The 14,238-nt window shown below is 43.1% G+C and carries 10 protein-coding genes; 1 reads left to right on the top strand and 9 read right to left on the bottom strand.

Annotated features, from left to right (window positions below):
- Positions 1–123 precede the first annotated feature (123 nt).
- From B2746_RS18875 to B2746_RS18885, 3 genes are read right to left on the bottom strand one after another with little or no spacing between them, the layout of a single operon-like run.
- Positions 124–1,578: a sulfatase family protein gene (locus B2746_RS18875; RefSeq protein WP_290797444.1), complete on the bottom strand. Its 1,455-nt coding sequence runs from the start codon at positions 1,576–1,578 to the stop codon at positions 124–126.
- Complete coding sequence (locus tag B2746_RS18880) at positions 1,579–2,940, bottom strand: Gfo/Idh/MocA family protein (protein ID WP_290797447.1); 1,362 nt, start codon at positions 2,938–2,940, stop codon at positions 1,579–1,581. It lies immediately after the preceding gene.
- A gap of 10 nt (positions 2,941–2,950) precedes the next feature.
- On the bottom strand, positions 2,951–5,161 hold the full coding sequence (locus B2746_RS18885; RefSeq protein WP_290797452.1) for a beta-N-acetylhexosaminidase: 2,211 nt from the start codon (positions 5,159–5,161) through the stop codon (positions 2,951–2,953).
- A 132-nt stretch (positions 5,162–5,293) separates the two neighbouring features.
- Between B2746_RS18885 and B2746_RS18890 the strand changes: the two genes are divergently transcribed.
- The gene (locus B2746_RS18890) at positions 5,294–6,196 is read left to right on the top strand and encodes a hypothetical protein (protein ID WP_290797455.1); all 903 of its coding nucleotides are present in this window, start codon (positions 5,294–5,296) and stop codon (positions 6,194–6,196) included.
- On the opposite strand, the gene B2746_RS18895 is transcribed toward B2746_RS18890, so the two are convergent.
- Genes B2746_RS18895 through B2746_RS18920 form a run of 6 tightly spaced genes read right to left on the bottom strand, consistent with a single transcriptional unit; the run spans position 6,168 to position 14,159 of the window.
- Positions 6,168–7,130, bottom strand: a complete 963-nt coding sequence (locus B2746_RS18895) for a hypothetical protein (RefSeq protein WP_290797457.1) — start codon at positions 7,128–7,130, stop codon at positions 6,168–6,170. The genes B2746_RS18890 and B2746_RS18895 overlap by 29 nt on opposite strands.
- Before the next feature lie 10 nt (positions 7,131–7,140).
- The gene (locus B2746_RS18900) at positions 7,141–8,310 is read right to left on the bottom strand and encodes a glycoside hydrolase family 88 protein (RefSeq protein WP_290797460.1); all 1,170 of its coding nucleotides are present in this window, start codon (positions 8,308–8,310) and stop codon (positions 7,141–7,143) included.
- The gene (locus B2746_RS18905; protein WP_290797463.1) at positions 8,307–9,221 is read right to left on the bottom strand and encodes a DUF6807 family protein; all 915 of its coding nucleotides are present in this window, start codon (positions 9,219–9,221) and stop codon (positions 8,307–8,309) included. Before B2746_RS18905 ends, B2746_RS18900 begins: the two co-directional genes overlap by 4 nt.
- A gap of 5 nt (positions 9,222–9,226) precedes the next feature.
- Positions 9,227–11,461 (bottom strand): hypothetical protein, encoded by a 2,235-nt coding sequence (locus B2746_RS18910; RefSeq protein WP_290797465.1) that lies wholly within the window; start codon positions 11,459–11,461, stop codon positions 9,227–9,229.
- Positions 11,448–12,257, bottom strand: a complete 810-nt coding sequence (locus B2746_RS18915) for a hypothetical protein (RefSeq protein WP_290797468.1) — start codon at positions 12,255–12,257, stop codon at positions 11,448–11,450. Before B2746_RS18915 ends, B2746_RS18910 begins: the two co-directional genes overlap by 14 nt.
- Before the next feature lie 24 nt (positions 12,258–12,281).
- Entirely contained in the window at positions 12,282–14,159 is a 1,878-nt protein-coding gene (locus tag B2746_RS18920; protein WP_290797471.1) for a hypothetical protein, read from the bottom strand.
- Positions 14,160–14,238 lie beyond the last annotated feature (79 nt).

The raw sequence follows: 14,238 nt of genomic DNA on the forward strand, positions 1-14,238 counted from the left end.
CCTTTCCTTAAAATTATGTTTAATTCATTATTTAACAAAATAAAAATAGATTTTTTCCCCTTTTTATTTGCGAAACCTTATCAAACCCTGAAACAAGAAAAGAAAACAGCAGATTTGAGGAAATCAGAAGGGTCCCTTCCGATTGTTGTAAGTAGCTTTTTTGACAGCACCCGGCATTACTCCCCTTTTCTGATGGGCAGATAACCGCTCCAGGCTCTGGGGATTGTACCAATCAGCGGTAAGCTGATCCGGACAATCATCGCCGGTTTGGCGGATCCAGCGTTTCAATACCTTTTGCAGCCGGCGGATTTCCCTCCGAAAAGAGGGATCATCGATCCGATTGCCAAACTGTAAGGAATCTGATTGGGTATCGTAAAATTCTTCCGCTGCACGCGGACTTGTATAAATCGACTGTTGCAGAGCCGATAATTCATTCCTGTTCCTGGCAATACGCAGGTCCGTCACCGCCGCCCCGGCTTTTACATCCAGCGGACCTTCCTGATTAAACTGCGGACGATTGTTCTTAATATATAAATACCGCTCAGTTCGAACCCCTCGCGCATGGGCTTCAAAGTCGTGCCAGTTTTGCTCAAGAAAAACATAGTTACGAAAGCGCTGATCCGGCTTGTTCAAGAGACCTGCAAAACTTCGGCCCTGAAATTGGTGAGAAGCTGAAACTCCTGCCAACTCACAGAATGTTGGTGCCAGATCAATGCTGCTGATCAATGCATCGGAAACTGCTCCCGGTTTTGCAATGCCATCAGGCCAGTACAACAATAGGGGAGATTGTACCCCGCGGTCGTACAAAAGGGTTTTACTACCCGGAAAAGGACGCCCATTATCTGTAACAAATAATACCAGGGTATTTTCCAGGACTCCTTTCTCTTTCAAAACCTTCAATAATTTTCCTACATACTGATCCAGCCGATAAATTTCATTATAATAGCTTGCAATGTCCTGTCGGGTACCCGGCATATCCACCAAATGAGGAAACACCCGCACATCCTCCGAAGTAAATGGACTATCTGATTCATTATCCCAGGGACGATGCGCATCATGTGCTGCCAGCCAGAGAAAAAAAGGCTTATTTGCCGGAGTGGCACGTACCAGCTGCTCCCATTGTGCTTCTCCGCCAGCACCATTATGCTTCAACAGCATGGTATCATAGGCTCTGGCTGTATTCGGACCTTCATGCCATTTTCCGGCAAGCGCCGTGTAATAACCAGAATTTTTCAACAACTCTGGAAAGTAGGCTAGATGCGAAGGAACCGGGCTGTGTAATTCCGCAGCACCGGTATTATGCGGGTATCGTCCGGTGAGTATACTTGCTCTGCTGGGACTACAGGAACTTGCAGTAACAAAAAAGCGATTGAACTTTAAACCTTCCGCAGCAAGTTTGTCCAGATTGGGTGTTGGTAACGCCTGCTGATTATAACAGGAAAGATCATCCACGCTGATATCATCTCCAATGATCAGAATAATATTGGGGCGATGAGCTACTGCCTGTTGTGCATGCAAAACCTGATTCCCGCAAAACAAAAAGAACAACCCACCCAATAAAGCAACCGTATTTCTCATTTAATATTGATCTCCCTTTGCAAACTGATTGGTTCGTTGCATCCATTGTCCGCTGGTGAAATCCGGAAAATCAACGGTTTCATTTCCAAGGGCAATTGAAGTTTCGCTTAACGGAGTGATCGCACTCCAGGCTGCCGCATCGTACACATCCATTGGCGTTGGCTCTCCTCGTTTTGCAGCTTCGACAAAAGCATGCAGCACGAAAAAATCAATGCCATCATGCCCGGTTTTGGTGGCTTCCGCTCCCCATTTTTTCCAAAGCGGATGTTCGTATTTTTTGAACCATTCCGCCGCATCATCCCAATGTTCATGATCGTATTTGCTAACCCCTTCAATGTACATACCATTGTTCAGATTCATCCAGATTCCATTGGTACCCTGCACCCGAAACCCAAGCGAATAGGGTCTGGGCAAATTGGTATCATGTTGTAAAAAGATGGTCTCTCCGTTTGCGCAGGCAATCTGTGTGGTTACCACATCCCCCAGTTTGAACAACTGTTTTGCATTGGGATGATTGGCGCCACCCTTTTTAACTATATAATTATGCAACCCTCTTGATTTGGTTGCGAATGAATTCAGGGATACAAAACGATTACCCCGATTAATATCAATGAGCATAGCCAATGGGCCAACATCATGTGTCGGATACAGGTCTCCGTTACGATGAACCGAATGAGCTGTTCTCCATTTCGCCTCTGAAAATCCTTTCTCTCCAAATTCCGCACCGCTGTTATAAGGAGTGATGCCATCATTGAATTTAACGCCTCTCAAATCGTGCTGATACCCCCCCTGCAGATGAATGATTTCTCCAAACAAACCCTGACGAATCATATTCAGAACAGCCAGAATATCGCGACGATAGCAGGCATTCTCCAGCATCATTACGTGTGCCTTGTTTTTTTCTGCAGCACGTACCACTTCCCAATGATCTTCCAGCGTTATGCCCAATACCACTTCGGTTGCAATGTATTTTAGTCCGGCTGAAATACTGTCAAGTATCATGGGCGTATGCCATTCCCAGGGTGTTGAAATCACTACCGCATCGAGTTTGCCGGATTCCAGCATTTTTTTATACGCATATACATCCCCGGTAAATACCTGTGGAGCTGTTTTTCCGGATTTTTTAATCAGGTCGCCGGCCATTTTTAACATACGTGGGTCAATATCACAGATGGCAGTCACTTCCACATCTGTACGATCCAGACTCATGGCAAGATGGGCCTGCCCTCTTAATCCCGTTCCTATTAAACCCATGCGCAATTTTTTTTGCTGATTGGAAAAGGCTGCTATAACCGGACTTCCAATCGTAATTGCTGCTGTTGATAAGGCAAGCTGCTGTACAAATTTTCTTCTTGGTTGCATGAAAATTGAATTAGGGTTGAAGAGTTGGCTTGAATCGCTCACGAAAATACTTGTTATATGCTTTTAGTTTTTCCAGATAGCCTTCCAGATCGAGTAATTGTTCATCATAAATCAGGTAGTCCATTCCGGCTACCCTGCTGGCAAAATGCCGGGTTCTTTCCTGTTCAAAAAAGTATTTTTTGTCCGGGGTAGACATGCCTTTTGGCAATCGTGTTTCTTCCCATTTTTTACAAAGGGAAGAAAACACGGATTGCCTGCGGGCCAATTGACCACTTACTATTTTTTCTGCATTCAACAAATGATAGTACGATGAATCCGTATTTAGGAATCGCTGCAGATGTGCTTCTTTGATGGTTGCCTCCAGTTTTTCCAGATCGAAATAAGTTTGAGCTGTATGTTTTGCCAGTTCTGCCAGAGTTTGTAACACTTCAATATCATATGCATTTTGTGCACCAGCTTTTAAATTGGTGGTGCAAATCGCGATAGCTGAATCCATTTTTGGCAACATAAGTTTAGAAGCTTCCAAACGGTCTGCATATTCCCTTGTCCAGAATGGATCGTATTCCAGTGCATCTCCTCTTGGCAGATCCGGTAAGTGTGTCTTTCCGATATCGCCCCAGGCCCAGACTCTTCGCTCAAAACTTTCCATATAGAAATAAGCTGCTTCATTCAATAGCCGATACAGCGTTGTCATTTCATCTTGTTCAGCCCCATACCGATTGCGCATGAATGCAGTTGTAAACTCCTCCATATTATACCCTTTTACATTCCAGGAGTAGGCTGCTGTAGTGGCGAAACAAAGCATCCAAGCCTGCATGGGTAAGCCGGAATCGTCCCAGTTGGTACGAATAACTCCGTCAAAAACATTTTTACCCAGGTTATCCTGCAGAAATTTTACAGAAGCTTCCAGTGCCCCTTCTTCGTATTTACCCTTTCCTTTTTTCACGAAAAAATAAGGGAGGAAGAGTTGCTCAATACCCGGATTGGGGTCATATGCATACACAGCATATCCCAGCGCTTTTGCTTCTTTTGCGTATTTCAGATCAGGCGTTTCATAACTATAGGATTCGGTCATGATCAATGATTTGTGCGGTACAACCGGAGCGTGTTGCACTGCCTTATCTTCACCATGATAAATATTGAGTCGGCCCTTTGCCCAACCCATGGGCGCTTCCCAGGCCATCACGCCCCTTTTGTAAGGCTTCAATAATTCTGCGCTTTTACCCAGGAAAAGATGATACAGGCCGCTTCTGCCGATTTCGGTCTGCTTTTTACTGCAGTTTTCGCATTTTCCGAGTTCATAGGTTTCATCCGATCCGATATGGATAAACTTTGCTCCGGGTGTAGCCTCCATTGCATCTTTCCATAAATCCATCAACAGTTCGTAGGAACCTTCTTTCAATGGACAAAATTCAAAATTGGAAGCGGGAACTTCTCTCAAATGCGCAAACTGAGGCCATTTAAGAATAAAGCCGACATGTCCGAGGCCCTGAACTAGTGGAACAATCTGAACATGGTACTGCTGTCCATAACGGGTCAGCTCCTGCATTTCAGCCATGGTAAATGCACCCGGTGCCCCAATTTCCGGATGACTGGGATACAGAAATTTATCTTCCCATTCCCAAACCAGCATATTCATTTTATAGGCTGCCAGCTCACGAATGAATTGTTTTACATATTCTTTGTTGTCCTGATGATGTTTGGTATCGTAATGCGCTGCACGAACTTTGGTATCCGGCCAGTCGCGGATCTGCACTGCCCTGATTGTGGCACTTCCAGGTTTGCCCTGTATAAGCTGCAATAGGGTCTGCACACCATAAAACAAACCGGCTTCGCCTGGAGATGAAATGGTGATACCTGCCGGCTGTACGCTAAGCCGATACCCTTCTTCACCCAGACTTTTATCTTTAATTCGCTGCAACCTAATTGACTTTTGTTTTGATGAAGTGGTTACGGAAATTGTTTTGCTCCAGTTCTTTTGAAGAGATTCCTGAAGCATTTCCGCCGTAAACCGGTCTGCCTTTCCTGCGTTGCCGGATAAAACGATTTGCGTAAACTCCGCCAATTGTACACTGGTTTCAGAGAAACTGATTTCCCGTGGATATGGTACCAGCGCCGGAAGATCCTGCGCCGGTTGCGGACTGGCCTGAATGGAAACCGACCATCCCGTTAACAGGACAAGAAAAAAGTGGCGAATGCAGGTTACTGTCAATCGTTGCATGATGCTTGATTATTTTAAGGAGGTATAAATATAAATAAGCCTATTTATCTTTCAAAATATTTTGTATTTAAAACATTTTCTTTCATTTCCTTATTTTACTGGAAGAGCCTAACTTTAGTAAAAACTCTCCCCATGCGAATTCCTGCCTTTCTTCTCGTGGTTTATTTATCTGCCGGTAGTTCAATAACCAGTCAGGCTCAATCCTGTTTACCCTGTGATTCTTTACGATTACAATCCGGGGTCATTTTTTGCGATGATTTTGAATCGGATGAGCCAATCCGGAATCGTTATTTTGGATACGATCCGGATGATGGTGAATTTGTACGAATGTCGGGAGTAGGCAGGAACGGCAGTTTTGGGATGCGGGTGAAATTTCAGGCTGGTGAGGTTGGAGCAGGTGTTTTACAAAAAGCAATTGGACGATCTCCGGATTCAGGTATGACACACCGGAGTATGCCGGACAGCAATTTCAAAGAAATTTACTGGCGGATCGATATCCGGAATCAACCCGGCTGGGAAGGCGGCGGAGGCGACAAATTAAGCAGAGCGACTGTTATTGCAAGTAAGTCCTGGCAACAGGGAATGATTGCCCATGTTTGGTCAGGTGGAAAACCGGATACCTGGGATTACCTGGTGATGGATCCTGCCACCGGTATCAGTACAGACAGCAAACTGGCCAGTAAAAAATACAATGATTTCGCTAACCTGCGCTGGATGGACGGGACGCATGGACCAACTCCGTTGTTCCGGAAAGACCTAATCGGACAATGGAATTGTGTGGTGGCGCATGTAAAACTCAATACGCCGGGCATTTCGGATGGGGTATTTGAGTTGTGGGTCAATGGCAGGTTACAGGGTGCGCGATATGACCTGAACTGGCATGCGAGCTGGAACCTGCAACCCGATTCCTATGGAATCAATGCTGTTTTTTTTGAAAATTACTGGAACAAGGGATCGGTAAAGGAGCAGGAGCGCTATTTTGATAATATCCTGATCAGCACCCAGCCTATTTCCTGTGATTGTCCTCAGCAATAGGGCCGATATATCGTTTCGCTACTACAAGATGATCATATTTGGTATAATGGTTTTCGCCAACCGGACTCTTACTATCATAATGTTCGATCCGAAGGAAATTGAAATTCAACAGCGGATTGGAACGCCATTGAAATCCTTCGAATGGTTGTCCGGATGGATCATTGATCCAGCGGTCCTTTACCCATCTGCCTTTTGGAAAACCCGCTCCCCAGTGGCCCACTTCCTTACCATCCTGCCAGATCCGGATAGATCCGTTTCGGGCGGTGGCGGGCTTATTGAGTTTGATCATTATCTCAATGCAGATCCATTCATCCCATTTTAAATCCTGGGCAGTACTGCTTTTATTAACCAGTGTATTTCCATAACAGCTGTTACCATTGTTCCAGCTACGCATTTCCCCCCAGTAGAGGTAAGCGTCCATTTCCGGTTCATTATTGGGTTCATAGGAAATGGAGAATCGCTTGTCTCCCTGTCCGCAGGTGCCGGCCTGGCCCATATGATAGGGTATAGCGGGATAATTTCCGCCAATTTTTACCGCTTCATGATGAATATACCCATTTGAAATAGCCGGATACTTAACATAATAACGGATAAAGAGACTGTCATCCCAGCCGGGCTGGATCATTTTATACAGATGCGCTCCATCGTTTTTGCCTCCTGTATTGGTTAAACGGATAGATTGTTTGCCATTACTTCCTTTTGGCACATCCGGATCAGTATATATCCCCTTCCTATTCTTTACATCATCGTACCGTGAAAAAATTCCTGCTGTATCATCTTCGAACTGTTCTGTAAAGAGCACATTTGGATCCTTCTCGATACCAATATCATATGGATACTGTTGAGATAGCGGATCCGTTTCGAGTTTATTTTCCCAGAGTAAGGAGGAATGAAATAACGGATTGAATAAAATCAAAAGATATATATACTTCATAAATAAACGCCTACAACTTGCCGGATTTTTGGTAACGAAGCAACGCTTCAATGAAATAATAATCAGCATAAATCAGGGGAACATCTACTTCAATTCTACCTGGTTTATGACCTACTGAATGCTTTAGCAGAAATCCACCCTGTTCTGTTCCCTTGTTCCTGTAAACCGGACTACATAAGGATACCAAAATTTCTTCCGCCCAATTATGGTACATCAGACTTGCGTTCGCGGGCACATATTCCTTCAATTCCAGTAAGGCACTGGCCATAATTGCAGCTGCCGATACATCCCGTTCTTCAGCCGGGATAGCAGGGGCATTGTAATCCCAGTAAGGGATTTTATCAGCAGGCAATGCAGGATGGTTGATCAGAAAATCAGCAATCTTTACTGCCTGTTGCAGGTAGCGCTTATCTCTTGTTTCCCGGTACATCATGGTAAATCCATAAAGTGCCCATGCCTGTCCCCGGGCCCAGGCAGATTCGTCTGCCGCTCCCTGATGCGTCTTTTTTGCCTCCACTGAACCATCCGGAGCATAACAAACAACATGGTAGCTGCTGAAATCCTCTCTAAAATGATGTTTAATAGTCTGGTCAGCATGTGCAGCAGCAGCGGAATAAAATGAATTGTTTTTCGATTCCCTCGCAGCCCAGGTTAAATAATCCAGGTTCATCATATTATCAATAATAACGGGGAAACTATACCCTTTGAACTCATCCCATGATTTAATTACATTCCTTCGTGCATCAAAGCGGGTTAAAAGTGATTTTGCCCCCTGCAACAAAATCCTGCGATACGTAGTATCACCGGTGAGCCTGTATCCATGACCAAATGGATAATAGACCATAAATCCAAGATCATGAGTGGTAGTATTATATTGTTCTCTCTCAACAGCCATCGTCCATTTATGCGCTGCCGCCTTCCAATATGGTTGTTGCGAATACTCATACAGATACCAGAGGCTGGCACCAAAAAAACCACTGCACCACCAGTCTGATGGCAAACTTCGATAGGTTCCGTCAGTATGAAGTGAATGTGGAATTTTTGAAATATCCGAATGCTTTTTTAGCAGGTATTTATACTGGAACTGAATTTTTTCCAATTCTGCCGAAACATCTATTTTTTTCTGACCGGAAACCATAAGAGAGCTTGCGATCAATATACCAAGAAGTGTTTTTTTCATTTTAACTTGTTTTCCTGTAGAAATTGATGATAATATTTCTCTCCCTGCAATCCCTTAACTGGTTTATTAAAAATCAAGAGTCTGTAGGTAAGAAGCAGGCCCTCATCCGGTAAGTTTATAGCAACAGGGCCCGGAAACATATTATTCTGCATACTAAGACTGTTTCTTAAAACCCATTTATCGGAGTTGGTTTGCCGGCCATTATCTGCCAGCACTAAAATAGTTGAAAGCGAATTTTGATCCGGCATAATATCGAATTGCATCCAGGGCAGATTGGTAAGAAATGCTTCAGTCGGAAGGATCTGCTTCTCCTGTTGTGAAAACCTCAACATTGTTGGATTTATCCAGCGCATGCAAAATCCGCCATATCCCTTATGATCATCCGATCCGCCAATAGCCACTTCGGATTGCAATGGACGTACGTGAAGGAAAATATCAAGTTGACGATACAGTTTACCTTTTGAATGAACAACAAGGGTAGCCTTTTCCTCCACGAGTTTTCCTTTTTCCGGATGTATCCAGTGAATGGTACTTTTCAATACTGCCTTTCCCTTTTTCACAGTTGCCCGGGTGGATATGAATTCATATAACAGATTTTCAGAAACCCAGCCATCGGCCACCCAGGCATCCTCTTTTCTGACCTGGTGCCAGGCCCAAAAAATACCACGGTGATAGGGATGATCTGCCGGCCCGTTTTCCGTCAATATGCGACCTTTAGCATCATACAGGGGATGAATAAAAGGAGCCCTTTCATACTTACCGTTTATTGACTGAGGACGGACCTGAAAAAATAAAACGGTATCGCGTCCCTGTCTGACCCACCAGCCATCACATGTCGAATCAGTTGTAACAGACTGGGCTGTGAGCAGTTTGGTGCAACAAATGAAGACTCCGATAAAAAAAAACCGCATACGATCTAGGGTGTTTTAATAATCCATTCAAGCTGCTCATCTTTCTCAATTGTAAGCTGCTTTTTATCCTTTCCAATTTCAAGCGTATATGGATTTTCAACCAGGTTTTCATGCTCATTAAATGTATACGCAGGAAGGGTAACAATCAACTTCCCAACCGAATCCGTTTTTAATTCTTTGACAATTTTTCCTGCTGAATTTTTGATTACAACCTGTTTATCTGCCAACTGTTTTCCCTTTTTATTGATTACCGAAAGATCCAGTTGCCAGTTTACTGAATAACTATGTGCTTTTTTATCCTGTTTAATCCAGAAACGATCGCCTACAACTTTATTAGAACTAAATTCAACCTGTTTTGCCATACAATCTGCACCATCGCCAAAACCCATTATAACCGGAACAAAATGTTCTCCCGCACCGGGAGCTTTGGTTATTGTGTTATTTTTTATAACTGTATTAATTGTTCCTCCATAGGATCCTGCCAGCCAGAATGCCGATACATTCGTTGTAATACGATTCCGATAAAACCGGCCGCCAAAGCCCTCCAATCCACCTCCAACAAAAACTCCTGTTGATATTGCTTTCGTTCCAGGCGCTTTATGATTGATTACAATATCGTTTTCAAAGAAATAATTATCTCCGCCGCTTGCGCTGCAAAATATAGCCCAGGCTAATGGTGTATAGGGTTTCGGCTCTTCAAAATTCAGCGCGGTTACTTCTATTCGGTTATTATATACTTTATTACCAAATGCACCTCTTGCAGAGCCCGGCTTGGCCCGATAATCAGCAATGCGTATGCCATTAACACTATAATCTTCCCTGCCGTATTCACAGGTTGGAGGAGAGGATTGAATCTTAATAAAGTTGCTGAAGATTTCAATATGTTTTCGGATATAAATTTCAATACCTGATCCACGGTCGGGGGTTATCTGGTTCTGAAAAATAATGGAACTGTCTCCCATTGCCATTATACTGTAATGATTCGTAACCGCCTGCTGATTACGAAAGGTATTATGATGTATGGAAGAACGATTTCCCTTAAATACAAGACAGCCCTGTCCCCCGATAAAGGTCGAAAATGAAACTTCTGATGCCTGATTACCCCGCAGATCCACCGCATAAAAATTACTTCCATGCCTGTTAATCAGAAACGGGTTATCTACTTCGAACAAACAATTTACAATAGTAGCCATTGGAACATCAACAGCAGTTGCATTAATGCCGGTAGTTTTGATATGTACATTATCAAGCACCATTTTTACATCTGAAGCGGAGGATTGAATTCCCCAACTCATTATGGTAGCAGTACCATTTTCAATTTTTCCATTCCGGATCGTTACAGATCCCTTTCCTATTGATACGGGTATTCCTTCAACAGGCTTACCCGTTTTAAAATCACTCGTGTAATCATAAAATGAACTAAATACGCTGTTGTACAAATGATCATAATGGCCGTAGGGATAAGTCTTTTCTACGATTCCGATGCCAACATCCATTGCCGGACGAATATCAAGCTCATCAATCATACAATCAGTTTCAGCTTTCACTACAATACGATATTTGCCTTTGGGAAGCTTGTTCAGATGAGCAAACAAGAACCCTCCGCCCAGCCGGGGGCTTCTGTTAATCAGGGGAGCACTTTGTTTCAGGGAATCGCCATATTGAGTGAGGCATTCCACCTTATTGCCTTTTTCATCTTCCACATACACACTGACCTTCATTTCATTGGTAAGATTCCGATTCATTTCGGGATCTGTGTAATGCCATCCTGTTACTCCGCATTGCGCAAAATAAGATCTATTGGCTTCCACCAGATCACAAAAGGGAGACCGTACTATGTCGCCTTTTTTCATTCGTAATAATTTATCCCCAATGAAAACATGAACGTCTGCTGTATTGGTAATTTTTGATCCGGGAGCCTGTGAAAGGTCCCATCCTTTATCACCCTCTTCAAACCCGCCATTTGAAATATGCTGATAACCTGCATCTGCGAAACGAATAGTATATCCATTAAGATCCAGCACAGCATCCTTTGCAAGAAAAAATGCAGAACGGGGAGCACTGATATCACAGGTAAGCACATAGGTAGATCCTTCCTGACTTAAATTGCCCGGTTTACTAACCGGAATTTCTCCGGGTCGTAGTGCCCTGTGCTCAGTAGGCTTAAATTGAGCAGTCAGTGATAAAGAAAGTAAACAAAGTGCGGCGGTTAAACATTTAAGATAATCAGGCCTTTTCATTATTTTTCTTTTTTTGAAGCTGAAGAAAATAAGGGATCAATAATAATACAGGAAGTACCCATATTGCGATATAAGAGAATCCTTCGAACCAGTTGTATACATTGTACACATACTTGCGTTTTCCAAAAATATCCACCATTAATTCTGTTGTATAAGGTTCTTTTGCCTCCGAATAATACAGATTGGCCATTTGTGCATACGGCGCTCTTGCTAATTCCGGATTTTTTGTCAGTGCTGCAGTATCATACGGAACATTGACGCCGAAATCCGGATCGAGCAGGTACGTGGTGGTATCATCGATTTCTGCACGAACCACTACATGGCGCCCTCCTACATCCAGCAATTCTGCTTTTATTCCCTGTTCTTTAAGAAAACCTTTCAATACAATGGAATGTCCGGAACAAACACCTGCGCCTCTTTCCAATCCTTTTTTATAACTGGTAAACTCATAGCGTTCATATTTTTTGGGATTGATAAAAGAAGCGACATACAGCATATAATTTTCCCAAATTGGTACCCGCAAATAAAACCGGTCAATTCCGGGAGTTTTCCAATAATGTGCAAAGCCATTGTGAATAACACCATTGATTCGGACCGCATAGTCCACTTTTGATTCATCTGATTTTCTTTTCAGGGAATCTTTTATATCAGGGTATTTTATTATCACATCATTTTTTCGGTTTTTAATTTCGTTTTCCAGCGTATATAATTCCGGATTACGCATTGATTTGAAAAGTCCCACCAGATTAATGACAAGTAGCAGCACGCCAAGTGCAAACAATAGTTTTTTTAGCATAATTGTAAGTTGGAAGTTAGTCAGTTATTTAAATGGAGATAAGAGGTAGTCCTGCGCATCCTGCCAGTGGTTCAACATTATTGAACGTTTCAGCTGAAGTTGTTGCAGGAGATCAGGTCCTAATAAAAAAGCATCCTCATATTTTTGATCGGCCGATTTCACCAACCAGGCGAGTCCGCCATTTTTAAGCAGATCAATAAGCTCCTGAGTATTATCGAGCTCATCCCGAAGACTATTGAACAATGGAATATAATCTGGATGCCCCGTCATGGTGGATCTTTTGTCAGGTTCCGGAAAAGGGCCTTTCAAAGCAGTTGCGTTCCGGTCGCGAATTTCCTGAACAGCAGAAAAATTGCCGCAGGATCGCATTATGCTGCCATACATACGCAGGGATGTACCAAGTTGACGAAAAAACTGTTGGTTGCTCCCATTCCCGGGAATGGATTCCAATAGTTGTGCAGTCTGCTTAACACGTTGAAGAAATTTTTCAACATGAGTACGATTTACAGTGACCCTTCCGCCATGTACATCTGCATAATCCATTCTGGCTTCTTCTAAAGAGGTATTGAAAACAAATGGAAGAAAATAGGCTTCTTCTTTTTTAGTAAGGCGGTTTGGAGCTATTACGAGCGGTCTGTTGATCAGTCGTTCAGTAGTTCCCCAATACAAAGAATGCACCTGAGGAAAACTGATTTCTTTATATTGGAATGTTTCGTTTAATGCTTCGAGTGCAGTAACCAGAGCAGGTGCGGATTCAACGCCCACCCAGTCGGCTGCCTTTCCCTGTAACCAACTTTTCCCATTGACGGAACGATCGGTGGCTTTCAATTTTTCGACCAAAAGTTCCATAATAAATGAGCTTACAGCCAGCGGTTCAACACCCCGGTCATAGGCTGCTCTCAATTGTATAAAAATGGCTTGGTTAGGCGTTTTGGAAATTTCAGCAATTCTGTTTAAAAGCGAAACCGGATTAAGAATTCCTTTTACGGGATAAGTACCGGACAATGAGCCACTGATTGTTAGAACAGGCCTGTCTTCAGTACTCATAAAATAACAATCAGCCGGTAGTTTTGACTGAATATCTGCTTTTTCATGAGGCAGAAAATTGGAATTGCTTTCATCCACATATATAGCCAGTTTTCTTCCTAAACGTCGGGCACCATCCTGATAAGCAGAAAGGAGCAAGCGCATCGTTTCACCTATTCCCGAACGCCGACAGGCTGATGGGCCATTGGGTCCGTTATACAGGTATTCTGCCCAGCACATACCGGCTCCTGCATCATTTGTTTTAAAGGTGAATGCCTGAATTTCCGGAGCCTTCTTCAATAACTCCTCCATCATTCCGGCATACATTTCTCTTGTTTTTGCCTGATGCACACAGGGAGCAAATGCTTTTTGTGTACTCCTTCTCGGATGATCGACCCTGGGACCCATCAATTGTGGATGGGCTGCAAAAAAATCATCCGGAAGAAAATTAGGCTCATAACCCATAAACGAGGCTTCCAATCCGGCACTTCGAAGTAAACGAACTTTCTCAAGCAGCAGCGTACGGTTTTTCTGTACAAAATCAGCCGGTATAAACGGTGCTATTTCTTTGGATGGAAAAAATTTATAGGGCGTTGGATTGCTGCTGGCATACTCATGCCAGGAACTTCCCTTTGATGGAATTTCATGAAAACTTTTATCTGCCAGCGAACTCACATTCACCAGCACTTTACCATATGGAGCCAACTCTTTTGCGGAATTAACAAAAATTCGAAAAGAATCCAGATTGTTATATGGAGCATTAATTATGAAAACACGCCCAGCAGTTCCTTGCGAATACACTGAAGCTGAAGCAGTTAATAGAACTACTAAACCAATTAAACGAAAATAACCTGAAAAAGAAAAAACAACGCGCATATCCGGCAAGTATTAAAGGTATTGAAAGATTTATTTGTTAAATATAAGATATCGAAAGGTTTTATAAAAGAGTTATTTT

The sequence above is a fragment of the Flavihumibacter sp. UBA7668 genome, assembly GCF_002483205.1.
Classification (GTDB): domain Bacteria; phylum Bacteroidota; class Bacteroidia; order Chitinophagales; family Chitinophagaceae; genus Flavihumibacter.

Excerpts from the sequence above, each read along its gene's own strand:
- B2746_RS18875 (WP_290797444.1), bottom strand. The coding sequence starts at position 1,578 with ATGAGAAATACGGTTGCTTTATTGGGTGGGTTGTTCTTTTTGTTTTGC.
- B2746_RS18880 (WP_290797447.1), bottom strand. The coding sequence starts at position 2,940 with ATGCAACCAAGAAGAAAATTTGTACAGCAGCTTGCCTTATCAACAGCA.
- B2746_RS18885 (WP_290797452.1), bottom strand. The coding sequence starts at position 5,161 with ATGCAACGATTGACAGTAACCTGCATTCGCCACTTTTTTCTTGTCCTG.
- B2746_RS18890 (WP_290797455.1), top strand. The coding sequence starts at position 5,294 with ATGCGAATTCCTGCCTTTCTTCTCGTGGTTTATTTATCTGCCGGTAGT.
- B2746_RS18895 (WP_290797457.1), bottom strand. The coding sequence starts at position 7,130 with ATGAAGTATATATATCTTTTGATTTTATTCAATCCGTTATTTCATTCC.
- B2746_RS18900 (WP_290797460.1), bottom strand. The coding sequence starts at position 8,310 with ATGAAAAAAACACTTCTTGGTATATTGATCGCAAGCTCTCTTATGGTT.
- B2746_RS18905 (WP_290797463.1), bottom strand. The coding sequence starts at position 9,221 with ATGCGGTTTTTTTTTATCGGAGTCTTCATTTGTTGCACCAAACTGCTC.
- B2746_RS18910 (WP_290797465.1), bottom strand. The coding sequence starts at position 11,461 with ATGAAAAGGCCTGATTATCTTAAATGTTTAACCGCCGCACTTTGTTTA.
- B2746_RS18915 (WP_290797468.1), bottom strand. The coding sequence starts at position 12,257 with ATGCTAAAAAAACTATTGTTTGCACTTGGCGTGCTGCTACTTGTCATT.
- B2746_RS18920 (WP_290797471.1), bottom strand. The coding sequence starts at position 14,159 with ATGCGCGTTGTTTTTTCTTTTTCAGGTTATTTTCGTTTAATTGGTTTA.